The sequence below is a fragment of the Sulfurospirillum sp. genome, assembly GCF_036802865.1.
GTDB lineage: Bacteria > Campylobacterota > Campylobacteria > Campylobacterales > Sulfurospirillaceae > Sulfurospirillum.
Genome location: NZ_DAIRVK010000003.1, coordinates 25,280 through 49,449 on the forward strand (window position 1 = coordinate 25,280; position 24,170 = coordinate 49,449).

Sequence of the window (24,170 nt, forward strand, 5' to 3'; positions counted from 1 at the left end):
GACCCAATGAAAACAAAGGAGCGCCTTGTGAGTACCTATGTGGGTAGACAACCAATTTTCGACAAAGACGGTGCATGTTTTGGCTATGAGCTCCTTTACCGTTCATGCGACGTTAACAACAATGCAACATTTCAAGATAATGCGAAAGCAACTGCACGTGTCATTGTCAATCTCATCCATAATATTGGTCTTGAATCCATCATTGGGCAGAAGATGGGCTATATCAATGTCGATGAAACAATGATTTTTAGCGACGTTATTTTATTGTTACCTAAAGAGAATTTTGGCTTCGAAATTTTAGAGCATACCAAAGTTTCATTGGCACTGTATGAGCGTATAAAACACTTACATTCTTTAGGCTATCGTTTTACTTTAGACGATTTTGACTGCAGTGATCTTATGATTCAACATTATGAACCACTCTTTCCTTATGTTGAGATTATTAAAGTCGATATTCAAGCCATTGGGCTCGCCAATCTTCAAGCATCCATTGCCAAACTTAAAAAATATGCCATTCCTCTTTTAGCTGAAAAAATCGAAACTATGGAAGAATACGAAGTGTGTTCACACCTTGATTTTCTCTTTTTTCAAGGTTACTTTTTTGAAAAACCTATTATTTTAAGTGGTAAAAAAGTTGAACCTAACACCATCCATGCACTCCAACTCATTCACTGCATACATAAAAATAATGATGTGACCCATATCTCCCATAAATTTGCAACGTGCCCTGATCTTGTCTATAATCTTTTGCGCCATGTGAACTCAGGTGCCTATCATTTTCGGCAAAAAATCACCTCTATCAAACAAATGGTAGCGCTTTTAGGTCCTCAAAAAATTATTTCATGGCTTGGACTTTTTCTTTACGGTACACCCGAAAATAGGCCTTTTGGTACAGAAATTTTCAACAATGCGAAATTTCGTGCTAAGGTGATGGAGGAGTTAGCCATTGCCTGTAATAAACAAGACCTTGCAAATAAAGCCTTTCTCACAGGTAGCCTCTCCTTAATTGATGTCTATCTTGGAATTCCTATGCTTGAATTTTTAAACAATGCACAACTGGATGACGAGATTAAAACAGCATTACTCTTCCATGAAGGCTTTTTGGGAAACCTCCTTAATATTGCAACAGAGATGAATCACTCTGCTGATATAGATGCAACCATAAAAGCACTGGAAGATTCGCCTTGCTTTAGCACAGAACAGCTCTTTGATGCGTGTACAAAAGCAACTATTTTTGTAGAAGAAACCGAACACCATTCTAAATCTTAAAAAGGAATTTTAATGAACGTTGATATTTATTATTGTACACGTTGAGGATATATGCCACGAGCTTTCCGTGTGAAAGATGAGATTTTAATTGCATATCCAAATGCAAAAGTAGCACTCAATCCAAAAACAGGTGGATTTTTTGATGTTGTTGTTGAAGAAGTAACTCTTTTTTCTAAAACAGAAAAAATTGGTACAGACATTGAACGTTTTCCTGAAGCAGGTGAAATCGTCGCACTGCTACAAAAAGCAGGTTATTAGTCTTTATAAATAAAGGCTTTCATACTTTTTTAAAAGGTTTCCAGTGGGCTACATTACAACCCTTTTTGTTCGATTTGCCTATTTTTTAGATGCTTCACCCTCCTACCATCGTGCCAAAGAATTTTGCAGAACACTCTTAGAACATCAGCACTCAAGGCTTAAATTTTACTTCGATATTTTCATGGTTATTCTTGTTGTCATCAGTGTCTTATTTTTACTGTATGAAGTTAAAAATCCTGATGGGCACCCTTACTTAGATACTTTTGTGCAAATTTCTTTGATTATTTTTGTGATTGAATACCTTTTACGATTTTGGATCTACTCCGATAGCCATAAAATTTTTTTAGAACGTTATGACTATGCGATCAATAATAATCTCCCATTTTCATTGGGACGTACACTCCTTGCTATTGTCAAGAAAAAAATAGAATATGTTATATCTCCACTCGCTATTATCGATCTTTTAGCAATTTTACCAAGCTACCGACCACTTCGTTTCTTACGTATTTTCTTACTTTTTAGGATTTTTAAGCTTTTTCGTTATGCCAGAAGTATGAAAACATTTACGGCAATCATCACAGAGAAAAAATTCGAGCTCTTCACCTTAGCTATTTTTGCTAGTTTTGTTATTTTTACAGGAAGCTCTGCCATTTATATCTTTGAAACAAACCAAAATCCAAAGATCAATACTCTTTTTGATGCTGTTTATTGGGCTATCGTTACGATGGGAACGGTTGGTTATGGCGACATCGTACCTGTAACAACTGAGGGCATGGTCGTTTCCATGATTCTCATCATTTTAGGCGTTGCAACCCTTTCATTCTTAACCTCTATCATCGTCTCTTCTTTTCAAAATAAACTGATCGAACTTAAAGAGAGTCGTCTCTTTGCAGAAGTAGATAAACTCGAAGATTTTATTGTCATTTGTGGCTATGGACGTGTCGGAGAAGTGGTTGCCAAGATGCTACATGAAGATGGTTATAAATTGGTTATCATTGATAATGACGCACAAAAGATCAAGCTAGCACAACAGCGTGGACTCATTGGCATTGTTGCGGATGCCTCAAAAAGCCGTATTTTAGGCGAACTAGGTGTTGACAAACGCGCATCACAAATTATTTGTGCAACAAACAGCGATGAACTGAATGTTTTTATTACATTAACAGCGCGAAGTCTCAGTAAACAAATTATCATCATTGCACGTGTCATTAAAAATACGCACAAAAAGAAATATTTTTTAGCAGGTGCAAACTATGCGTTTAGTGCTGATGAGACAATAGGACTTATGGGCGCTCAGTACATTACGCAACCTATCTCTTATGCCGCACTCGATGAAATGCTAACGGAGAATACCGGTGTCATTTTTGATATTCTCCCCATTCATGAACACTCTTGCTTTGTCAATCAAACCGTTTCAGCGCTTGACTTAAAAGAGAAGCGATTGCTTCTTTTTGGTATTTTACGCAAAGATGAGTTGTTGCCATTTCATTTCAATCCAACGCCAAATTTTGAACTTAAAAGTTATGATATGCTCATTATCATGGGACGAAAACACCACATCAATGTACTGCGCAAAATTAACGACAAAGGAAGCTCTCGATGAGAGAAAGCAAAATTCTCCTTTTCGGCTTTAGCCGATCTGCCATTGAAATTGGAACAAGACTTCAAGCGCAAGGATTTGATTTTACCTGTATTGATAATGATGCCAGTTTATTACCTAAAGCAAAGAAACTTGGATTTAATTTGATTATCACGGATTACAGCGATGATGAAACACTGATAGGTCTTGGTATTGGTGAAGATATTAAATTTGTCTTTACACTCTTTGACGAAGATGTACACAATGTTTTTTTAACCCTCTCCATAAGGGCACTTGATCCCAAAGTACAAATTGTCTCAACAACGCATACCAAAGATGCCATTCATAAGCTCGAAATTGCAGGAGCAAGTACTATTTTAGACCCGTATCAAATTTGCGGTAAAAGAATCTATAAGCTCATCACCCAACCAGAGATTATGCAGGTGATCGATGCAACAATTTTTGGCGAAGAAGATATTAATATGGAACAAATCACCATTACTGCGCACTCGCCACTCAATGGCTTACTGTTAAATGAGTGTTACCCTACGGATCATTACAATATGCTTTTGATTGGATTGCACGATAAGGAGCTCAAAAAAGAGTTTATCTTTATTACCGAAGGACACAACCATCAACTAGACTATGGCGACATTTTAGTTGTTATTGGGAAAAGTGCTGAGATTGACCGTTTTAAAATGGATTATAGTCTATAAAAGCGGAACGATTAAAAAAAGTGTTCCAACACACGCCAAGGTTTCAAGCGTTGTAATCGATGCCATCAATGAAACATCCCCTCCCAGTTCTCGTGCCAATATATGCGATGAAGTTGCTGTTGGCATTGAAGCAAATATAATAGCAATGCTTAAACTCATTCCTGCAAGTCCAAATACATGCGACAACCCATAAGCAACCAGAGGAAATAAAACAAGTTTAGCAACTGTTGAGACAACCAACTCTTTTTTCGCATCTCGTAAGTATTTAAGTTCCAAGCCTACGCCTACAGATAAAAGCCCCATAGGAAGGGCTGCATGGCTTAGAATAGAGACACTTTTTAGAATAAATATAGGCATATCAATACCACTGTAGTTTATCAATCCACCAATAGCACATGCACCAATCAAGGGATTTTTAATGATTGTTATAAAAAATGAACGTAAGGAAAATTTACCATCGCGCGTGTAAATCGCAAAAATAGCGATACATAAAATGTTAATAAAAGGAATGGCAAACGCAATAACAATAGCAGCTAAAACCAAGCCTTTATCGCCATAAACAGCATTGACAAGGGCTAAGAGAACATAGGTATTAAAACGAATACCCCCTTGAACGATGGACGTAAATGCCTTATTTTCAAAATGAAGAATCATGTTGAGTAAAATTAAAATCACTAAAATAATAAAAATACCACCAAGAGATGTCAGTACCAAATTGACCGTATAGGTCAAATCAATTTTAGCAACCGCTAACTCATAGACTAAAAGAGACGGCATCAAAACATAATACGTAAACTTGTCCATTTTTGGCCAGAAGTCAGTAGAGGGAAACTTAGCGTGTTTAAATGCATAACCTGCAAAGATAATCAAACAAATAGGCAAAAGTGCATTCAATACATAATTCATTCTTATCCCTTAAATCGAAATTCCTCAGCCATTAAAATCGTTTTGAGTTTTTCACGACATTCGCCTTGAAACTCCATCCACTCATCTTTACAAGTACCACCACTGCCTAGCTTCTTTTTCACCAAAGAGCAGAGTTTAGTCAATGCCTCTTTTTCAAGATAAAAAGGACCTACGATAGAAACCGGTTTGCCTTGGCGTTTTTCCATCTTTAAAACCAAAAAATGCTTGGAGGGAAGTTTTATTTCAGAAGGCTTGGAGGAAGATAGTTCTTCCTCTAACTGCCATCCCTTGCCACCATCAAGAGCAGACCCAAGTATAAATGGGGCTTTATTAACGGCCATACGTCTCTCTAAAGGCTTCATAATCCCCTTTAAAATCAATCACAGTACCATCAGGGTGCAACTCAATAATACGGGTTGCAAACGCGTCAATAAGCTCTCTATCGTGTGTTACACAGATGACATTACCAGGGAATTTAAAGAGCCCTTCTCCAAGTGCAATAATCGCTTCAAGGTCAAGGTGGTTATCTGGCTCATCAAGCACCAAAAAGTTACCGCGTTGGAGCATCATCTTAGAAAGCATCATACGATGTTTTTCACCACCACTGAGTTGAGAAACACTTTTCTTTTGCTCTTCACCTGAGAAAAGCATACGACCTAAACACTTTCTAATTTCGTCCAAATCTTTTTTCTCATCGTATTGCTGTAACCACTCAAAGAGTTGAGAATCACCCGTAATCATGTCGGTTGCATTTTGAGGAAAATAACTTGGAATGATCGTAGCACCCCATCTAATGACACCTGTATCGGAAGCAAGCTGTTCCATGAGTATGTTACACAGCGTTGTTTTACCTACACCATTGTGTCCAATAAGAGCGATTTTTTCACCTTTTTCAATTTTAAAGCTGATGTTATGAAGCACTTTCTGATCACCATAACTTTTTTCAATACCTTCAACTTCTAAAACTTCATTACCGATATCGCGTCCCATGCGAAAGACAATACTTGGATCACGACGTGAAGAGGTTTGAATATCAGCAATATCAAGTTTCTCTAGCTTTTTTTGACGAGAAGTTGCTTGTTTTGCTTTGGACGCATTCGCAGAAAAGCGACGCACAAAGGCTTCAAGTTCTTCTTTCTCTTTAAGCTTTTTATCTCTGTCCACTTCTTGTTGTTTCGCAATTAAGTTCGCAGCCATGTACCACTCATCGTAGTTACCTGTAAATTCACGAATTTTCTTAAAATCAACGTCCAAAATGTTTGTTACAACAGAGTTAAGAAAGTGTCTATCGTGCGAGATGACGACCATGGTTCCCTCATGGCGAATAAGCTGCTCTTCAAGCCAAGAGATCGCTTCAAGATCTAGGTTGTTGGTAGGCTCATCGAGGAAGAGAACGTCTGGTTTAGGATAAAGAACTTGGGCTAATAGAATCTTAAATTTATCGCCACCGGTTAATTCACTCATTAAGGTCTCTTGTTCAGAGACAGCAAACCCAAGAGAAGCCAAAATTTTCTCAATATTAACTTCAACTTCATACGTCGGGTCTTCTTCCGCACAAATAATTTCAAGCTCTGCTAAACGGTCATTGACTTTCTCATCCGAAAAATCGCCCGTAACATACAACTCTTCTTTCTCTTTAATGGCATCATAAAGTCTTTTATTGCCGTACATTACAGCATCTTTAAGCGTAAAATCTTCAAAAGCGTATTGATTTTGATTTAAAACACCGACACGCAAACCATTTTCAATCGAAATATTGCCGCTGGTTGCCTCAATTTGTTTTGACAAAATTTTCAAGAATGTTGTCTTACCCGCACCATTGGCACCGATAAGTCCGTAACGCTTACCTTTATCAAGTTTAAGATTGATATTTTCAAATAAAAGTTGATGCGCAAAACGCATCGTTAGATTGTTGACTTCGACCATTATGTTCTCTTTCCATGTTTTTCGCGAATTATACCATTATGTATCTTGTTTCAAAATTTACCCTCAACGCTATGGCATCTCACCTTGTAAAGGAAACTTGCTATTTTTTGTTCAAAAAATGTTACAATTGAAGCGCACAGAACATTTCTCAAAGGATATGGAGTGACAATCTTAAAGAAAAACATTTGGCTTATTTTCTATGTTTTATCTTTATGTGCTACCGTTTTGTTTCTTACTGCTTCGTATCTCAAGTGGCAAAGTACCTATCTCAAATACCAAACATCTCAAGAGAACATTGTTGAATTGATGGCGAATGCTACCCACTCTTTATTTGATACACAAGAGAGATTAATGGACATATTAGGCGTTGGCATTCTTGAGGATAATCACTATCTGAACAATCCACAAAACATTGAAAAACATTCCCATACCTTAATGCAAAATCCTGATGTCATAGCCTTTGGGGTGACAACTCCCAAAGGTGATTTTATCTATGGAAGTTCCCATAAAGATCCAACAAAAATACCAAGCCTTATGAAACAGCCCGAAAGCCATGACTCTTTTATGGAAGCCCTTTCCAATCAAGGAATGGTATTTGGACGTACTTATTTTTCACAGCCCCTTCAAAAGTGGGCAATGCCTATTCGTAAGACCATACGCAATGAACAAGGCGAACCTCTTTTTGTCATAACAACATTGTTAAAACTCACCAGCACTTTCGATATCCTGATGAATACGATCCATCACCGTCACAATCTGGTTGTCTCTGTCATTCGCGATACCGACTTATACCAACAATACAATTCGCAAGGTAAAGATCATTATGAAACAACCTATCAAAAGCCCTTTCCCAAAGAGATCTTTGAACGCGTTTACACGATTATTTTTGACAGGTACGCACTGACACCACAAGAGTTGAAACGCGATGAACCTTTGGTCTCTTTTGTCTATCAACACAACGATGGCGTACGTTACCTAGCGTCTCTTAAGTACAATAAAACGTATAAACTTTGGATTATTGTCCATACGTATCTTGATACTGTCATTCAAGATTTTCTACAAACCCTGATGATCTATTTTGCTGCTTTTATTGGATCAGGAGGACTTTTTTTCTTTCTTTTCCGTTTAATTGCCACAGCAGAAGAAAAACGTCGCAATGATCTCATCGTCCAAGCAACCCACGATCAGCTGACAGGACTGCCAAATCGTAGTTATTTGCATCAAAATATTTTCAACTGGGCTTATAAAAATGCCCCTTCTTTTAGCCTTTTTTATATTGATATGGACCATTTTAAAAATATTAACGATAGTTTTGGTCATCAATTTGGTGATTATGTTTTAAAAGAAATTACCCAAAGATTGCACGTCATGTCACCACCTGATTCACTTATTATTCGCTATGGAGGTGATGAGTTTGTTATCATTACACGCTTTTGTGAACGTAAAGAACTCCTCTCCTTTGCCTCACGACTGATCGATGCACTCTCTCGTCCTTATAATGTTCAAGAGTTGCACTTTAATATTGGTGCTAGTATTGGCATTGCGCTTTATCCTGAACATGGAGAAAGCCTAGATATGTTGCTTCGCGCTTCCGATATTGCTCTTTATGAGTCCAAAAAAATAAAAAATAGCGCATCTATCTTTGTCAATACGATGCAAGAAGGATTTCTAAAAAATGTCAAAATAGAACAAGAGCTTCGCAAAGCCATCAATCAACATGAACTCTCAATGGCGTATCAGCCCCAAATTGACAATCATGGCTGTATGTATGGTGTTGAAGCATTGGTAAGATGGAACAGCTCTACCTTAGGCTATGTTCCGCCCAACCACTTCATTCCTTTAGCGGAAGCTTCTGGGCTGATGCCTAAAATTGGGCGTTTCATCATTGAAACCACATGTAAAGAGATGAAAGAACTTCATACAAAGCTCAATCACGCTTTTCAAATTTCTATTAATATCTCTGTTCGTCAATTTATGGACCCTGGTTTTTTGGAGCATCTGCTTGAAAATCTTGAAAAAACACAAATGCACCGTCTTGCGATAACACTTGAAGTCACAGAAAACCTTTTTATTGAAGATATACACTACATTTTACCGCTCTTGCAACAGATTAGAGAGATGGGCATCCAAATTTCAATGGATGATTTTGGAACAGGCTATTCTTCGTTAAGTATGCTCCGTAAACTTCCTATTGATGAGCTCAAAATTGATAAAAGTTTTGTTGACGAAATTTTTGAAGATGAAGCTTCTGCGAAAATGGTACAAAATATTATTGCGATTGGTAAAAATTTTGGTATGCATATTTTGGCAGAAGGTGTTGAAACCAAAGAGCAAAAAGAGATATTAACAACCTTTGGATGCGATCGTTTTCAGGGCTATTACTTCGCCAAACCACTCGCAAAAGAAGAACTTTTTGCTTTTCTAAAGAAACAAACATTTACATGTAAAATGTAGTGCTTCATTTTTTTAAACAAAGTTGTTGTAAAATCGTTAAACTTTTTAGCTGAGTATTTGGATTGCAAAAGCAGCTTTAAAGAAGTTTATCAATTTTTTTCGGAGCATACGGTTGAAATACTTCAAATATATTCTACTTTCCCTCGTTATTACCTCCCTTGTACAAATATTTATATGGACAAGATCAGGTGATCAAATCGTCTTATCACCACAAATTGGTGAAAAACTAGAGTCTCTCTCTTATACGCCATTTAAAGGCTTTGAAAAAGCTCAAAAAAGCGATCAAGAGATTGCTGAAGACATGAAAACCGTTGAACTTATTGCACGAAAAGTCAGAACTTATGCTATTTCTGATGCAAAACATGTTTTGGAAAATGTCAAAGATACAAAGCTCAAAGTCGATGTAGGTCTTTGGCTCTCAACGGATAAGAATGCGAATGAACTCGAAATCGAAACACTCTTTGAACTTCTAAAACTCTACTCTCCTCGAATTTCTTCAATTATCGTAGGAAACGAGGTCCTTCTACGTGCTGATATGACGCCTGATGAGTTGTTTGAGTATATTGATCGTGTTTCAAAACGTACACGTATCCCCGTAACAACAGCAGAAGTTCAACACGTTTGGCTAACCAATACAGAACTAGCACGCCATGTTGATTTTATTTGTGTGCATATCTTGCCTTATTGGGAGAAAGTGCCTATTGAGCGAACCCTTGCATTTGCTAAAGAGAAGTATGATGCTATTGCTGCAATGTATCCTAAAAAACCGATTACCATCGGCGAGTTTGGCTGGCCAAGTAGCGGTTATAACAACGAAAAAGCTGAGGCAACACTGACCAATCAAATTGCCGCTATTACAGGCTTTTTGGAGATGGCAAAAGATCAAAAATGGACGTATAACATTGTTGAAGCCTTTGATCAACCGTGGAAAGGTGTTCACGAGGGAAGCGTTGGACCATACTGGGGACTTTTTGACATCAACAAACAACCAAAATTTCACTTTATCAAACAAACGATTATTAACCCACTTTGGCGCTACCAAATGGCAGCATCTGTCTTTTTTGGCGTTCTGCTTACCTTCTTTGGTCTGAGAAACCAACGTGTGAACTTTGCCCATGCGTTAACGTTTGCAGCAGCAGCCCAAGCAATGGGCTTTGGTATTGCTATGGCAGCTACATATCCATTTATTTACTACATGAACTTTGGTATGTGGGTTATGTGGATTATGGGTATTATCTTGATGATTCCTTTAGTCATCATCACACTTGCTAAGATTAACGAACTCTTTAAATGTACTCTAGGTATTGCTCCTGAGCGCTTAGCGCCACTTAATCTCAAGTCTGATCATGTACCATTTGTCTCTATTCATGTGCCTGCATACAAAGAACAACCGCATGTTCTCATTGAAACACTCGACTCATTAGCAAAATTAAAATACACCAATTACGAAGTATTGGTTGTCATCAACAACACAAGTGAAGAGTTTTATTGGAAACCAATTGAAGAGCATTGTCAAAAATTAGGCGAAAAATTTGTCTTTTTAAACATTGTGTGTAAAGGTTTTAAAGCGGGAGCTTTAAATGAAGCGCTGAAATACACCAATGAGAAAGCAGAAATCCTAGCCGTCATAGATGCCGATTATGTGGTCGGTGAAAACTGGCTTGTCGATCTCGTCCCTCTGTTTGATGACCCTAAAGTTGCGTTGGTTCAAGCACCTCAAGACCACCGCGATGGTAAAGACTCACTCATCAAACAAGCGATGAATGCCGAATATGCGGGCTTCTTTGACATTGGTATGGTTGAGCGAAACGAAGAAAATGCCATCGTTGCGCATGGAACCATGTTGATGGCTAGGCTGTCAGCGATGCATGAAGTAGGAGACTGGACAACCTATACCATCGTAGAAGATTCTGAACTTGGACTTCGTCTTTTTGAAGCTGGTTATACAGCACACTATACCAACAGACGTTATGGTTGGGGACTATTACCAGACACTGTCGAAGCGTTTCGTACACAACGCCATAGGTGGGCGTATGGTGCGATTCAGATTTTGAAAAAGCACTGGCGTCATTTTATGCCATCATCCAAGACATTAACACCGTACCAAAAATACCACTTTGTCGCAGGTTGGTTCTTCTGGCTTTCTGATGCCTTTGGTGCATTGACTGCCTTCTTAAATATTTTCTGGGTACCATTTATCATCTTTGTGGGCGTTACCATTCCAACGTTACCATTAACGCTCCCTATTTTAGTGGCATTCTTGGTCAATATTTTACACGCATTTATTTTGTACCATACGCGTGTTAAAATGGGTATTAAAGAAACTATCCTAAGCGCTATTGCTTCAATGAGTCTTCAACTGGTTATCTTTAAAGCCGTATACGATGGTTTTGTCAAAGATGGTCTTCCTTTTAAACGTACTGAAAAAGGTGGCAATACCAAAAAAGTGAACAAGAGTCCTATTCGTCACGAGATGATTTTAGCAACCTTGCTTACCATCTCTTTCTTTGCACTCTACTTTACAAACTATACACGTATTACAGAAATTTACGTTTTTGCCTTCACACTTTTAATCCAAAGTATTCCTTATTACTCTGCGATTATCCTTCGTATCATCGAACTTCAATCTCTTAAACCAAATAAGTAGTGGCGTAATGCCACTGCTTATTTAAGCAAATGTGTAAAAAAAGATATGCCAAAAAAGCATGTTTTTGTTTTAATATTATTCGTTGACTTTGCTATTTTCATGCTATACACTTCTTATATCATGGTTTCATAACCATACTATAAGGAGTCATCATGTCAGATCTAATTTACCGTATCAACATGTCAAATCTTAGTTTTAAAATAGAAGAAGTTCCTAGTCATTGGATGGGACTAGGCGGTCGTGGGCTTACTTCAACCATCGTAGCTGAAGAGGTCGATCCAGAATGTCATCCTCTTGGACCAAACAATAAACTCGTCTTTGCACCAGGTCTTCTCTCAGGTACAAGTGCTTCTAACAGTGGCCGTAATTCCTGTGGCGCGAAAAGTCCTTTAACAGGTGGCATCAAAGAGTCCAACGTTGGTGGTACCAGTGCAGGTATATTTTCAAAACTAGGGATCAAAGCGCTTATCATCGAAGGAATTCCTGCCGATGTAAATTCAACATTTTATCAATTACATATCACCAAAAATACGGTTGAATTTATTCCCGTCCCCGAACTTGTTGGCAAAGACAATTACGCTGTTTTAGATGCCATGATGGAAAAATATGACAAAAAAGTCGCTGTTATGAGTATTGGGCGTATTGGAGAGATGCGTATGAATATTGCCAATATTTCGGTAAAAGACCCTAGCGGAAAACTCAGAAGTCACGGACGTGGAGGGCTTGGTGCTGTTATGGGCTCTAAAAAAATCAAATGTATCACGGTTGATGCAGAGAGTTACAAAGAAGTGACCATCGCTGATCCTGAAAAGTTTAAAGAAGCAAGTAAAATCTTTACCAAAGCGCTTCAAGAAAACCCTATTAGTGGTCAAGGTTTACCAGCATTTGGAACAAATGTTTTGGTTAATATTCTCAATGAAGCAGGTGGTCTTCCAACCCGTAACTTTAGAGAAGGTTCTTGGGAACATGCTGAAAATATCTGCGGTGAAACGATGGCAGAAAACATTAAAGCCAGAGGTGGGAAAACCACACATGGTTGTCATGCGGGCTGTGTTATCCAATGTTCACAAGTCTATAATGACAAAGAAGGCAAGTACCTTACCTCAGGCTTTGAATACGAAACCATTTGGGCACTTGGAGCACACTTAGGTATTCAGGACTTAGATTTGATCGCTAAGATGGATGGTCTCATGGACGACTTGGGTGTTGATTCTATCGAAACATCTGTTGTGCTTGGTCTTGCAGTCGATGCAGGCATTCTTGCATACGGCGATGGTAAAAAAGCGTATGAATTGCTTTCCCATGATATACCGAATGGAACGCCGATGGGAAGAATTCTTGGATCTGGAACACATATCTTAGGTAAAACATTCGGCTTAGTGCGTGTTCCTACCGTGAAAGGGCAAGGTATACCTGCGTATGAACCAAGAGCAGTTAAAGGACAAGGTATTACGTATGCGACAACACCTATGGGTGCAGATCATACAGCAGGCTACGCGGTTGCTACCAACATTCTTAACAGCGGTGGACATGTCGATCCACTCAAAAAAGAAGGACAAGTCGAACTCGCACGTAACTTACAAATTGCTACTGCAGCAGTTGATAGTACCGGTATGTGTATCTTTGTTGCGTTCGCAGCGCTGGATGATGCAAAATGTTTACCTTCCCTGATTGATATGATCAATGCACGTTTTGGTTGTGCACTTACAATCGATGACGTGTTGAACCTTGGAAAAACTATTCTAAGAACAGAACATGAATTTAACATCAAAGCAGGACTTGGTAAAGCAGATGATCGTCTTCCCGAGTTTATGAAGTACGAAATGCTTCCTCCTCACAATGTCACTTGGGATTTTACAGGTGAAGAAATTGATGAGTTCTGGAATTTTTAATGATCAAGATAACCGTTAAACTCTTTGCCCAATACCGTGAAGGTCGTTTTAAAGTAGAACAACGAGAGTACCAAGATGGTATAAGTGCGCAAGAGATCATCGATGAATTAGGGGTAGCGCAAGCTTTACCCTTAGGTGTTTTAATGGTTAATTCACGGCATGAAAAAGAAACGTATATCTTAAAAGAGGGTGATATTATCGCCCTCTTTCCTAAAGTTGGCGGAGGTTAATGCTTACGTAGACATTTAGTCTTGAAATAATTATCGTCTAAAAAGTGATCTCTTCAAAGAGATTACTTCTACTTTCAATGCAAAAACCCCTTTTAATCGTCTATTCCGCTGTCTCAATTCAAAGTCTAAACATGGTAAAATTCTTTTTAGGAAAAACTCATCTCAAACAGCCTATGATGGGCAATTAATGGGAGTATGAGTTAATTTTGCTATAATCGCAAAAAACAGGGATGCTAATGCAACACATCAAGGACGCTCTTTCTACTTTTCATGCACTTTGCTTAGGCATGATCCTCTTTGCTCTTGTAACCGTTGTATTTAAACTTATCCCTACATATGCTTACTATTTCATAGTGCAAAGTACTTTTATTTCGTTTGTGATTGCGATTTTTCTTAGTATCTATTTCAATAAAAGTAAATTGTTTGTTTTACTTCTTTTCCCACTTTTTTTTACACTTTGTTTAGCTTTTCCCAACACACTTTTTACAAAATTGAGCGTTCCTGCGTTCTGGCACATTGCACCGCTTATTACAGCACTCGGCTATTTGTTGGTCTATGCACTGCAAGAGAGAGGACTTTTTAGCTCTTTTGGCATCTTTCGTACCAGCATTGGTCTGGTTATACTCGGCATTGGCTATGCAGGGCTCAAATATTTTTCACCCGCTCTTCAAAAAGCTCTTGATACCCCTATTTTACATGTAACACTTCAAGGACTCTCTAAGGCGAGTGATTTTATTCTGATTATTAGCATTATTGCCTTAGGCTTTATCTTTTTGATTTCAATGCTCTTTGAAGCACAAAGTCAAAAGGCACCTTTTTGGATGCTTTTAGCACAAATAATTCCACTGCTTTTTTTACAAGAGAGTAACCATTTTATACTGTTTTCCTTCGTCGCATCCATCATTGCAATTAGTGCACTTGTGCATGATGCCTATCGTATGGCCTATGCAGATACGCTCACAGGAATTCCTTCACGTAGAGCACTCGAAGAACGCTTTTTACACTTAGGTTCTCACTATATGATCGCTATGGTTGACATTGATTTTTTTAAAAAATTCAATGATAAATTCGGTCATGATATTGGTGATGATGTTTTAAAACTTGTTGCAAAAGAACTTACCTATGTTAAAAATGGCGGCAAAGCATACCGTTACGGTGGTGAAGAATTTACCATTCTTTTTAGTGGCAAGAAAAAAGAAGATTGTATTATGGCTTTAGAAGAGGTTCGAGAGCATATTTTTAGACGTGGCTTCATTATACGTGATAAAAATCGTCCCGAAAAAGCCCCTAAAGAGATGCAAAAATCAACCGATGTAAAAAAAGAGAGACTCTCTGTTAGCATTGGGGTAGCGATGTCTGCTAAAGGAAAGACACCTCAAGAGATTATAAAACTTGCAGATGATGCGTTGTACAAAGCCAAGGAGAGTGGACGTAACTGTCTTATTTGCTTATAATTAACATATAATTACTTTTTTTAATATGATAGAATGGATCCAACTTAATCCTAAGGAAATCCACTATGAGTAGCACGCCACTTAAATGCTCACTTGCAGAGTGCAAAGCAAGACTCAAAGCCGTCGAAGAGATGAGTTTACTAGAACTTGAAGAGTATGCAACACGTTGTTCAACATGTGGTAATTGGGTCTTAAAAGATGATCCTATCGCCAATGAAACATATATGAAAATCTCTACTAAATGGGCAGAATCATTTAATCAATCTCTGTTACAGAATCCTTAAATATTAATCGACTTCTTTCAAGCGTTAGGAAAGAAGTTTATTATTTAATATTTTAAAATTAATCGTTTTTTCACTTTTTTATACTCTTTTTAACTACAATCGCCTTCGTTATTGCCTTTTATAATATCTTCTATTTTCTCATCATTAATATTTTTATACGCTCACAATAAGGAATCGTATGCCATATATGCAGTGAAAAAGTATGTAAAAATATGAAATCATGGTGTTTTCAAAAAAAATCTTACCGCGAGAAATACCTATCGAATACTCTCTATTTTATGGGCTGAGGGATACAATCAAAAGATAGGAAAATTTGGATAATCCCAAATTTTCCTTCTTTTAAAAAAATTAATGAAGTTCGCTGTTAAGCTTTATCTCGCGTTTACTACGTGTTGCTACGATCATACCATTGACACTATTTTGTCGGAAATGAATACCATCAAGCCCAGCTAACTCTAAGCCTTTAAAGAACACGATCTCTTCTTTGCCTGCTTTTTTGAGTTTTGCTTTTGGATTAGCTTCAATAATCTTAGCAAGCTCTACGCCACTAACTCCAATTTTTGTGCCTTCTAAAATTGCAATGCCCGCATCAACAATACACCCATTACCAACAGGAATACCTGTAACGGAGTTAGCCCCAAGCAATGTGTTTTCACCAATGCTTACAGGATTGCCGTTCGTTCCACTCAGAACGCCTAAGATACTGGCACCCCCTCCTACATCACTGCCTTTGCCAACAACAACTGAAGAACTTATACGTCCTTCGACCATAACAGCGCCTGTGGTACCTGCATTAAAGTTTACATAGCTTGCACCTGGCATAATGGTTGTTCCAGCATGAAGCTGTGCGCCCATTCTAACTTTACTGCTATCTAAAATACGTGTGTTGTTTGCAGGAATAATGTGAGCTAGGAAACGTGGGAATTTATCAACCGATTCGATAAGTGGATACTCACCCAAAAGTTTCATCTCTACTTCATGCATTCTTAGCCAATCAAGCTCAATCGGTTGACCTAGTGACCATGCTACGTTTTCGAGAACACCAAACGCGCCTGAAAGATTCAAAGAACGAATGGGAGCTTTACCCGTAGAAAGCGCATAAAGCTTCAAATAAACCGCTTCGGGGCTAAGAGGTGCATCATCTTCAAATAAAAACACAATACGATAATCTTTTTTGAGTTTTTCCGTTTGAGCGATCCAGTCAAGTGTTTTAATCACTTGGACATTTTTATGCGCTTCACCAATGGCTTGGTTAAGGTATGGCGTATAAGCATTCATTGCATTTTTAACAAATTTCTTTTTAACATCATAGACAAATTCACTGCTTGAAAAATCTACATCAACACCACTTTCTTGCAATGCTGCAATCATAATAGCAGCACTCCCAAAGTTCTCATTCCAGTTTATGACAGGAAACGTTGCTTGTAAAATCTTTTCAGGGCTGAGTTGACCACGATCTACTCTTGCGATACCAAAACCAATTGGCTTTTTATACCCCTCTTGTGATTCAATCTCTTTGACTAATGCTTTAAAATCTGCCTCATCAATCGTGACACGTAACGCCATATCTTCTCCTTTAATTCTTACTTTTTAGCACTTGAACACGCACTTGGTGCACCGTTAACACCCATTGTTGGTTGGATGGCTTCGTTACTCACCCCACCCTCTTCGTTTACTTTTTCAATAGCTTCCCAAAGTTTACGCGCAGATTCTTGGTAACGTTTAGCGGTTTCACTGGTTGGATGGAAGAAGGTTACTGGTTTTCCAGCATCGCCACCTTCTCTTACAGCAGGCTCAATAGGAATCTCGCCAATTACGATGGTTTCAAATTTTTCTGCCAACGGTTTGGTCGTTCCTTTTCCAAAGATATCATACTCTTTATTTGTCTCAGGGCAGATAAAACCACTCATGTTTTCCATAATTCCAGCAATAGGAATGTGGAGTTTTTGGAACATATCAAGACTTCGCTCGGTATCATCAAGGGCAACTTGTTGAGGCGTTGTGACACAGATACCTGCGGTTACTGGAACACTTTGAGCCAGTGTTAATTGCGCATCACCTGTTCCTGGAGGCATGTCAATGAAAAGAACATCCAAATCACTCCATAAAATATCACGTAAGAGTTGCTCAATGGCTTTCATAACCATGGCACCTCTCCAAATGAGCGATTGACCATTTTCCATTAAAGAACCCATGCTCATCATCTCAACACCATACGCTACAATTGGTTTTACTTTTTGTCCAACAATTTCAGGGTGCGTATCGACCACGCCCATCATACGAGGCACATTTGGACCATAAATGTCCGCATCGAGTAACCCTACTTTTTTGCCTTGACTAGCAAGAGCAATAGCTAAGTTAACGGTTGTCGTTGTTTTACCAACACCGCCTTTTCCTGAGCTTACCATGACAAAATTTTTGATGTGTGGAGCCATATTTTTGCCAGATTGTGAGTTACTTTTCTCTGCTGGAGCCTTCGGTTGCTTTACAACAACATCTACACGACCTGCACCAATAGCTTTAATAGCTTTTTCAATAGAACCTTTTAATTCGTCAGCGACCTCTTTACTTGAAGAGACGATTTCTGCTTCTATATAAACATTATTATCTGAAATATCGATATTTTTGACAAAACCAAATGTCACAATATCTTTCTCAAAACCTGGGTATTTTACGCCACCTAATGCGCTTAAAACTGCGTCTTTATTTAACATTTTTTCGACCTTTATGCTTAAGTGATGGCGGAATTTAACACAAAAAAGATAAAAAAAAGCTTTCAAAATGTATAATATTGTAACACTTCAGAAAAAAGGACAAAGTTTGCCCGATTTAGCACTTGTGATGTTAGGCGCAGGTAGTTCTTCAAGGTTTAACCAACGTGTTAAAAAGCAGTGGTTGCGTATTGATGAGACTCCCTTATGGCTTTTGGCTACCCAAAATCTTCAACAGCTTTTTCCTTTTAAGCAAATCATTGTGACGACAACACCTGATGAACATTTTTATGCGAGCAAGTTTAGCGATACAATAACCTTTGTAGAAGGCGGTTCGACCAGACAAGAGTCTTTAGCCAATGCGCTTATGCATGTAAAGACACCTTACGTCTTAGTCAGTGACATCGCACGTCCTTGTATCGATCAAGCAATGCTTGTGCGCATCGTCTCTGAGATGGAAAATGCGGATATTGTTGTGCCCTATCTACCAGTCGTGGACACCGTTGTTTATGAAGAAAACACCATCAACCGTGATCATGTCAAATTGATTCAAACACCACAACTTTCATGTACCGAAATGTTAAGAGGCGCACTGCAAACCCAAACGCTTTATACGGACGATAGCAGTGCCATTAAAGCCATGGGTGGAAAAGTCGCTTACGTGCTTGGAAACCCAGAGGCTAAAAAGCTTACCTGTAAAGAAGATATTGCAACTATTCCATGCCTTAAAGCACCTTCTTCTACCACATTTGTAGGGCAAGGCTTTGACGTACATGCATTCGAAGAGGGTAAAGTCATGATGCTAGGAGGTGTGGAAGTTCACCCCACAACAGGCTTTAAAGCCCACTCCGATGGCGATGTGGCGATTCACGCTCTCATCGACGCTCTTTTAGGCGCTTCTGGAGCGGGAGACATTGGAGAACTTTTCCCTGACAATGACATGCGTTATAAAAATATTGATTCAAAACAACTGCTCAAGGAGGTATGTTCTTTTTTAGCGAAGGTAGGATTTGAGATCGTTCATTGCGATCTTACAGTTATGGCAGAGTTTCCGCGCCTAAGCGCATTTAAGGACAAGATGAGATTCGCCCTTGCCGATATTATGGCACTTTCTCCGATCCATGTGAATGTAAAAGCAACCACAACGGAAAAACTGGGATTTGTTGGGCGAAGCGAAGGTGTTGCAGTCAGTGCAACGGCCACATTAAAATATTATGATTGGACGAATGTATGAAGATTTTAATCGTTGAAAACGAGATTTATCTCGCTCAAAGTATCGCCTCTAAGTTAATGGAAATTGGACATTTATGTGAGATTGCTACCAGTATTAAAGATGCACTTAAAGATGAAAAATACGATGCCATCTTGCTCTCAACCAATATCTCAGGACAAAATTTCTACCCCGTCATCGAAAAACACCGCTCTTCAATCATTATTTTAATGATCTCATATATTAGTAACGATACCGTCACCAACCCAATTAAAGCAGGAGCAAGTGATTATATTCAAAAACCCTTCATGATTGAAGAATTGATACGTAAACTTCAACATTTAAGCGACTTTAGAAACCTTAAAAAAGAGAATGAAACCTATAAAGAGTATGTTAAAAATCTTTTTAGTAGTGCAAACTTAGAACCCCTTGATAAAAAAATAAAATTTCCTATTGTCATTAAAACCAATTTTCAAAAACATGCTGATGCACTTGTTTTTAACTATGCTAGCTCACTCAATGAAACATTTACCTTTATCTCCCTCACCCAAACCAATGCCTTTGAAAAAATTGCACGTGCAGGAAGTGAGGAATTACTCTACATTATTGACCTTCAAAACCTTAAAAAAAGCGAAAAACTTAAAGTCTACAACATCATAGAAGGCAAACGTGCTATTATTTGTAGCACTGACCCTAATGAAGAGAGTGACTTTACAAAAATAGAAATTAACACCGACAGTAAGATTTTAGACCAAGGTGATATTTTGTGTATTGATGATTATGTTAAATATGTCATCTTCAATTTTCAAAATAAATTCCCAGATACAGAACTCTCAAAAAAATTAGGCATATCGCGCAAAAGTCTATGGGAAAAAAGGAAGAAATATGGAATCAACAAGAAAAAATAACCGTCAACTTTTTTTAGATAAAGAATTCTTAGCAACACTTGGACTTGCCAAAGAGGGCATTTTGTATCCTGTCGACAAGCTGATGACCCGAGCTGAGGCTAAAGAGGTTGAAGAGAGTGGCTACTACAAAGGTAAACCTTTTCCATTCCCTTTCATTATTGCTCCAGCAGGCGAAAAGAACAAAGAAGTCTTGACGACTGCTTATCAAGGTGAACCTCTTGATTTTGTCGTTGATAGTAAAATACGAGGAACCATCATCGTTGATGAAGTCTTTGAAGTGGATAAGAAAAAGCGTATTGAACAAATTTTTGGAACGTATGATATCTCCAATCCTGAAACACAGACATTTCTTAAACGGCTTGGTGATATCGCAGTATGTGGTGAATATGAACTCCATTTTGATGACATCAAAAATGTGAAAAACAAAATTGCTGATGCCAAAATACAACTGGGTGCCAAAAATGTCGCTGCTATGATGATGAATGCAAAACCTTTTCACAGAGCGCATGAAAGAGTCATTCGTATTACACTTGAAAAGTGCGATATGCTCGTTATCTTCTTACTGAAGCCTTACAAACAAGACTTGCTTTCGTATGAGCTTCGTTTAAAAGCTTTGCAGTATTTTGTCGATAACTACCTCCCTAAAAACCGTGTCGTTATTGTTCCTTTTGAAAATACCTATCTTTTTTCCAGCTACAAAAACGCTATCCTTGATGCCATTTGTGCGTCTAACTTTGGATGCAATAAGCTTGTTTTAGGACAGCATCACAGTGGTATCGGTGCATACTACGATCAAAATGAGATGAAATCTATTTTGGATCATTATGAAGATTTGGACATCGATATTGAGATTATTACGGAATTTGTCTACTGCAACGAATGTAAAACGCTTGTGAGTACCAATACCTGCCCACATGGTGGGCATCATCATATCAAGTACCACGCAGAATCATTGCTGGAAATTTTAAAAGCAGGTATGTTGCCACCTGCTATCTTTATGCGTAAAGATATTTCAGCACTGCTTTTAAGTGAGCTTTTTAAACATCGATTTGACAATATCGGGAAAATTTATGACGCGATGTTCCCCAACAGTGGCTTGTTAGAAAGTCACGATGAACGCGATTTTTACCTTGAACTGATGCGTTTACATCAGACAACTTCACTTACTTAGGATATTTATGCCAAATGCTTTTTTAACTTTTTTATATTCAGGACTCGCACCAAAAGCTCCAGGAACAGCAGGTTCACTGCTTGCTGTTATCCTTGGTGCTTTGATTATTCAATACATTTCTATGGAAACATTGGTACTTTTAACCATTCTGTTTACATTGATGGGCGTTAAACAGATCAACGCATATGAAGCAAGCAGTGGTAACCATGATGACAGCCGTATTGTCATTGACGAAGTAGTTGGTGTGTGGATTGCGCTTATTTTAAGCTCAGGAACACTGCAACAGATTTTCTTTAGTTTTGTATTTTTCCGTATTTTTGACATATGGAAACCTTCATTGATTGGAAAAATTGACCGAAATGTTAAGGGCGGTTGGGGTGTGATGGGTGATGATATGCTAGCAGGACTCCTTGCAGGCATCTGCAGCGCAGGAACTTTTCAGCTTTTTGAATACGTCAAAAGTACTCTCTTAAACTAAAATATTACTTTTCCGTAATACCATAGCCATAAGCGTGATGCAACTATACTTTGAACAGATTTTCTAGGATAAGGATAAACTATGCAACACCTCTTCAAACTGCTTATGGCTATGACTCTTCTTTTCTCCTTTGCAGAAGCAAAAGAGTTTGTTATCGACAACACGCACTCCAATGTAGGCTTTTCTGTCAAACACATGATGATTTCTAATGTTAAAGGTAATTTTAATGCCTATAATGCAGAGATTGATTATGATGCGGCGAAAAAAACATTCAATAAATTGAGTGCAAAAATTGAAGCATCTTCCGTAGATACGGGTATTGCTAAGCGTGATGAGCATTTACGTAGCGGTGATTTTTTTGATGTGGAAAAATTCAAAACCATTGACTTTGTTATGACTTCGATGAAAGATGATAAAGTGTATGGCAAACTAACCATTCATGGCATTACCAAAGATGTTATTTTGGAAAGTACCATTCATGGTGTTGTTAAAGATTTTCAAGGACATCAACGTGTAGGCTTTACCCTAGAAGGTAAACTAAACCGTAAAGATTTTGGACTAACATGGAATAAAATCTTAGAAGGTGGCGGACTAACGGTAGGCGATACCATCAACATTGCGATCGAAGTCGAAGCAATCGAATTATAAGTTATAAGCGTTTAAATCCGTCGCGTTCAAAAGGCTGGGAGAAGAGTAGAAAATGCTCTTTTTCCCCTTCACTCACCTCTATCATCCACATCACTCCATCACTTTCAAATTCTCTTTTGACCACCGTTACCACATGTGTTGTTGTGTAATGCTCAAAACGTGGTACGAGAGAATATTCTGTTTTAAATGTAAGCATTTCTTTAAAGACAAAAGGGATGAGTTTTGCATGGGCAATAACCTCTTTGGCACTGCTACCATACGCCCGAACCAGTCCACCCGTCCCTAATTTAATACCTCCAAAATACCGTACGATGAGAAGTCCTGTATTTACCAGTTCCACACCCCGCATGACATTAAGCACGGGCGGACCAGAAGTACCTTTTGGCTCACCATCGTCGCTGTTGTTTTCTACCACTTGACGGTATTCGTTAAAAAAACGTTTTGCCCAAACAATATGCGCCGCTTTAGGATGTTCATTTTTGAGTTTTATATGTAACGATTCAAAATCACTTATCGGGCAAAGGTACGCCAAAAATGTCGATTTTTTTTCTTCAACCTCTGCGGTATAAATCTGCTCAATCGTCTGCATTAAACGCGTTCTATGACCACACGAATATCAGAAGGTTTTGCATGGTATGGCGAAGATGTGACAATAAAATCGACCCCTGTTTTAGCATACGCAACGATGTTATGCTCCCCAATGCCTCCTGTTGCGGAAAGAAGCAAATGAGGAAACTCCTCTTTAAGTGCCACACAACGCTCTAGTGTTTCAAAGTTCATTTTTTCACATTGCAGTATTTGTGTGCCAAGTCTTGCAAAATAATGTGCCTCTTTAAAACTATCCACTTCTACAACAATCTTTTTTTCCAAATACTTCTGTTTCATTTTGGCAAATTGTACTTCAAATGCCGCGTCACTCTCAAAAAATACACGGTGTTGTTTAAAGACTAAAACAGAGTCATAAAGCCCTAAACGATGATGTGCGCCTCCCCCTGCATAAACTGCTTTAAGCGCTAGCTCTTTGGTTCGAGGAAAAATTTTACGTGTGGTTAAAAGCTCTATTTTAGGATTAATCTCGCGTGCAAGGGTTAGCATCGTATTCGTTTTGGTAGCAATACCACTTAAAAATTCAAGAATATTTTGGCTTACTTTCCATGCTTTATGGGCTGCGTCAGCTCTACCATAAGCCTCTAAGATAAGCTCACCTGCTTCAAGTCGATCGCCACACTCTTTATAAGCATGTGTTTCAAGTCCTAGCTTTTGACACATCTCTTTGACAAACTCTACACCGCAAAGAACAATAGGCTCTTTGGTAGCAAATGAAATCTTGGCTTTTTTAGACCCAATATCCAATCCCACCGTGGTCATGTCGATTAAACCGACATCCTCACGTATCATATCCATCATATGAACACCTTTTTATTTTAAA

General features: G+C 38.3%; 22 protein-coding genes. 15 read left to right on the forward strand and 7 right to left on the reverse strand.

Annotated features, from left to right (window positions below; all coding sequences use genetic code 11):
- The first annotated feature begins 27 nt into the window (after window positions 1-27).
- The 4 genes from V7Q04_RS07915 to V7Q04_RS07930 are packed head-to-tail and all read left to right on the forward strand — an operon-like array spanning window position 28 to window position 3,822.
- On the forward strand, window positions 28-1,269 hold the full coding sequence (locus V7Q04_RS07915) for an EAL and HDOD domain-containing protein (RefSeq protein ID WP_333804459.1): 1,242 nt from the start codon (window positions 28-30) through the stop codon (window positions 1,267-1,269).
- Between the two features lie 51 nt (window positions 1,270-1,320).
- A complete protein-coding gene (locus V7Q04_RS07920; protein ID WP_333804460.1) occupies window positions 1,321-1,527 on the forward strand; it encodes an Rdx family protein in 207 nt (68 codons plus the stop codon).
- A gap of 43 nt (window positions 1,528-1,570) precedes the next feature.
- Window positions 1,571-3,130, forward strand: a complete 1,560-nt coding sequence (locus V7Q04_RS07925) for an NAD-binding protein (RefSeq protein WP_333804461.1) — start codon at window positions 1,571-1,573, stop codon at window positions 3,128-3,130.
- On the forward strand, window positions 3,127-3,822 hold the full coding sequence (locus V7Q04_RS07930; protein ID WP_333804462.1) for a potassium channel family protein: 696 nt from the start codon (window positions 3,127-3,129) through the stop codon (window positions 3,820-3,822). The genes V7Q04_RS07925 and V7Q04_RS07930 overlap by 4 nt, the downstream gene beginning before the upstream one ends.
- Here the strand turns inward: V7Q04_RS07930 and V7Q04_RS07935 are convergent.
- The 3 genes from V7Q04_RS07935 to V7Q04_RS07945 are packed head-to-tail and all read right to left on the reverse strand — an operon-like array spanning window position 3,817 to window position 6,654.
- Window positions 3,817-4,728 carry an AEC family transporter gene (locus V7Q04_RS07935; RefSeq protein ID WP_333804463.1) on the reverse strand — a complete coding sequence of 304 codons (912 nt, stop codon included), beginning with the start codon at window positions 4,726-4,728 and terminating at the stop codon, window positions 3,817-3,819. The genes V7Q04_RS07930 and V7Q04_RS07935 overlap by 6 nt on opposite strands.
- A 2-nt stretch (window positions 4,729-4,730) precedes the next feature.
- A complete protein-coding gene (locus tag V7Q04_RS07940) occupies window positions 4,731-5,090 on the reverse strand; it encodes a translation initiation factor (protein ID WP_333804464.1) in 360 nt (119 codons plus the stop codon).
- On the reverse strand, window positions 5,059-6,654 hold the full coding sequence (locus V7Q04_RS07945; RefSeq protein WP_333804465.1) for an ABC-F family ATP-binding cassette domain-containing protein: 1,596 nt from the start codon (window positions 6,652-6,654) through the stop codon (window positions 5,059-5,061). Before V7Q04_RS07945 ends, V7Q04_RS07940 begins: the two co-directional genes overlap by 32 nt.
- Before the next feature lie 162 nt (window positions 6,655-6,816).
- Between V7Q04_RS07945 and V7Q04_RS07950 the strand changes: the two genes are divergently transcribed.
- From V7Q04_RS07950 to V7Q04_RS07975, 6 genes are all read left to right on the forward strand, one after another.
- Window positions 6,817-9,108, forward strand: a complete 2,292-nt coding sequence (locus V7Q04_RS07950) for a bifunctional diguanylate cyclase/phosphodiesterase (protein ID WP_333804466.1) — start codon at window positions 6,817-6,819, stop codon at window positions 9,106-9,108.
- 112 nt (window positions 9,109-9,220) lie between these two features.
- Window positions 9,221-11,755, forward strand: a complete 2,535-nt coding sequence (locus V7Q04_RS07955; protein WP_333804467.1) for a glycosyltransferase family 2 protein — start codon at window positions 9,221-9,223, stop codon at window positions 11,753-11,755.
- Between the two features lie 152 nt (window positions 11,756-11,907).
- Window positions 11,908-13,647, forward strand: a complete 1,740-nt coding sequence (locus V7Q04_RS07960) for an aldehyde ferredoxin oxidoreductase family protein (protein ID WP_333804468.1) — start codon at window positions 11,908-11,910, stop codon at window positions 13,645-13,647.
- Entirely contained in the window at window positions 13,647-13,877 is a 231-nt protein-coding gene (locus V7Q04_RS07965) for a MoaD/ThiS family protein (protein WP_333804469.1), read from the forward strand. Before V7Q04_RS07960 ends, V7Q04_RS07965 begins: the two co-directional genes overlap by 1 nt.
- 236 nt (window positions 13,878-14,113) lie before the next feature.
- On the forward strand, window positions 14,114-15,331 hold the full coding sequence (locus V7Q04_RS07970) for a GGDEF domain-containing protein (protein WP_333804470.1): 1,218 nt from the start codon (window positions 14,114-14,116) through the stop codon (window positions 15,329-15,331).
- 65 nt (window positions 15,332-15,396) lie between these two features.
- The gene (locus tag V7Q04_RS07975; RefSeq protein ID WP_333804471.1) at window positions 15,397-15,615 is read left to right on the forward strand and encodes a hypothetical protein; all 219 of its coding nucleotides are present in this window, start codon (window positions 15,397-15,399) and stop codon (window positions 15,613-15,615) included.
- A gap of 348 nt (window positions 15,616-15,963) precedes the next feature.
- Here the strand turns inward: V7Q04_RS07975 and V7Q04_RS07980 are convergent, their stop codons facing one another.
- Window positions 15,964-17,181: a 2,3,4,5-tetrahydropyridine-2,6-carboxylate N-succinyltransferase gene (locus tag V7Q04_RS07980; RefSeq protein WP_333804472.1), complete on the reverse strand. Its 1,218-nt coding sequence runs from the start codon at window positions 17,179-17,181 to the stop codon at window positions 15,964-15,966.
- A 17-nt stretch (window positions 17,182-17,198) separates the two neighbouring features.
- Complete coding sequence (locus V7Q04_RS07985; RefSeq protein WP_333804473.1) at window positions 17,199-18,329, reverse strand: Mrp/NBP35 family ATP-binding protein; 1,131 nt, start codon at window positions 18,327-18,329, stop codon at window positions 17,199-17,201.
- Window positions 18,330-18,435: 106 nt separating this feature from the next.
- Here V7Q04_RS07985 and V7Q04_RS07990 point away from each other — a divergent pair, with 106 nt between their 5' ends.
- The 5 genes from V7Q04_RS07990 to V7Q04_RS08010 all read left to right on the forward strand — a co-directional run bounded on the left by V7Q04_RS07990 (window position 18,436) and on the right by V7Q04_RS08010 (window position 22,741).
- The gene (locus V7Q04_RS07990) at window positions 18,436-19,560 is read left to right on the forward strand and encodes a bifunctional 2-C-methyl-D-erythritol 4-phosphate cytidylyltransferase/2-C-methyl-D-erythritol 2,4-cyclodiphosphate synthase (RefSeq protein WP_333804474.1); all 1,125 of its coding nucleotides are present in this window, start codon (window positions 18,436-18,438) and stop codon (window positions 19,558-19,560) included.
- Complete coding sequence (locus V7Q04_RS07995) at window positions 19,557-20,444, forward strand: response regulator (RefSeq protein WP_333804475.1); 888 nt, start codon at window positions 19,557-19,559, stop codon at window positions 20,442-20,444. Before V7Q04_RS07990 ends, V7Q04_RS07995 begins: the two co-directional genes overlap by 4 nt.
- On the forward strand, window positions 20,422-21,615 hold the full coding sequence (locus tag V7Q04_RS08000) for a sulfate adenylyltransferase (RefSeq protein WP_333804476.1): 1,194 nt from the start codon (window positions 20,422-20,424) through the stop codon (window positions 21,613-21,615). The genes V7Q04_RS07995 and V7Q04_RS08000 overlap by 23 nt, the downstream gene beginning before the upstream one ends.
- A 7-nt stretch (window positions 21,616-21,622) precedes the next feature.
- A complete protein-coding gene (locus tag V7Q04_RS08005; protein WP_333804477.1) occupies window positions 21,623-22,093 on the forward strand; it encodes a phosphatidylglycerophosphatase A family protein in 471 nt (156 codons plus the stop codon).
- Window positions 22,094-22,174: 81 nt separating this feature from the next.
- Entirely contained in the window at window positions 22,175-22,741 is a 567-nt protein-coding gene (locus V7Q04_RS08010; protein ID WP_333804478.1) for a YceI family protein, read from the forward strand.
- A 1-nt stretch (window position 22,742) separates the two neighbouring features.
- Here V7Q04_RS08010 and V7Q04_RS08015 read toward each other — a convergent pair whose 3' ends face one another.
- Window positions 22,743-23,330: an IMPACT family protein gene (locus V7Q04_RS08015; RefSeq protein ID WP_333804479.1), complete on the reverse strand. Its 588-nt coding sequence runs from the start codon at window positions 23,328-23,330 to the stop codon at window positions 22,743-22,745.
- On the reverse strand, window positions 23,330-24,148 hold the full coding sequence (modD, locus tag V7Q04_RS08020; protein ID WP_333804480.1) for a ModD protein: 819 nt from the start codon (window positions 24,146-24,148) through the stop codon (window positions 23,330-23,332). Before modD ends, V7Q04_RS08015 begins: the two co-directional genes overlap by 1 nt.
- Between the last annotated feature and the right edge of the window lie 22 nt (window positions 24,149-24,170).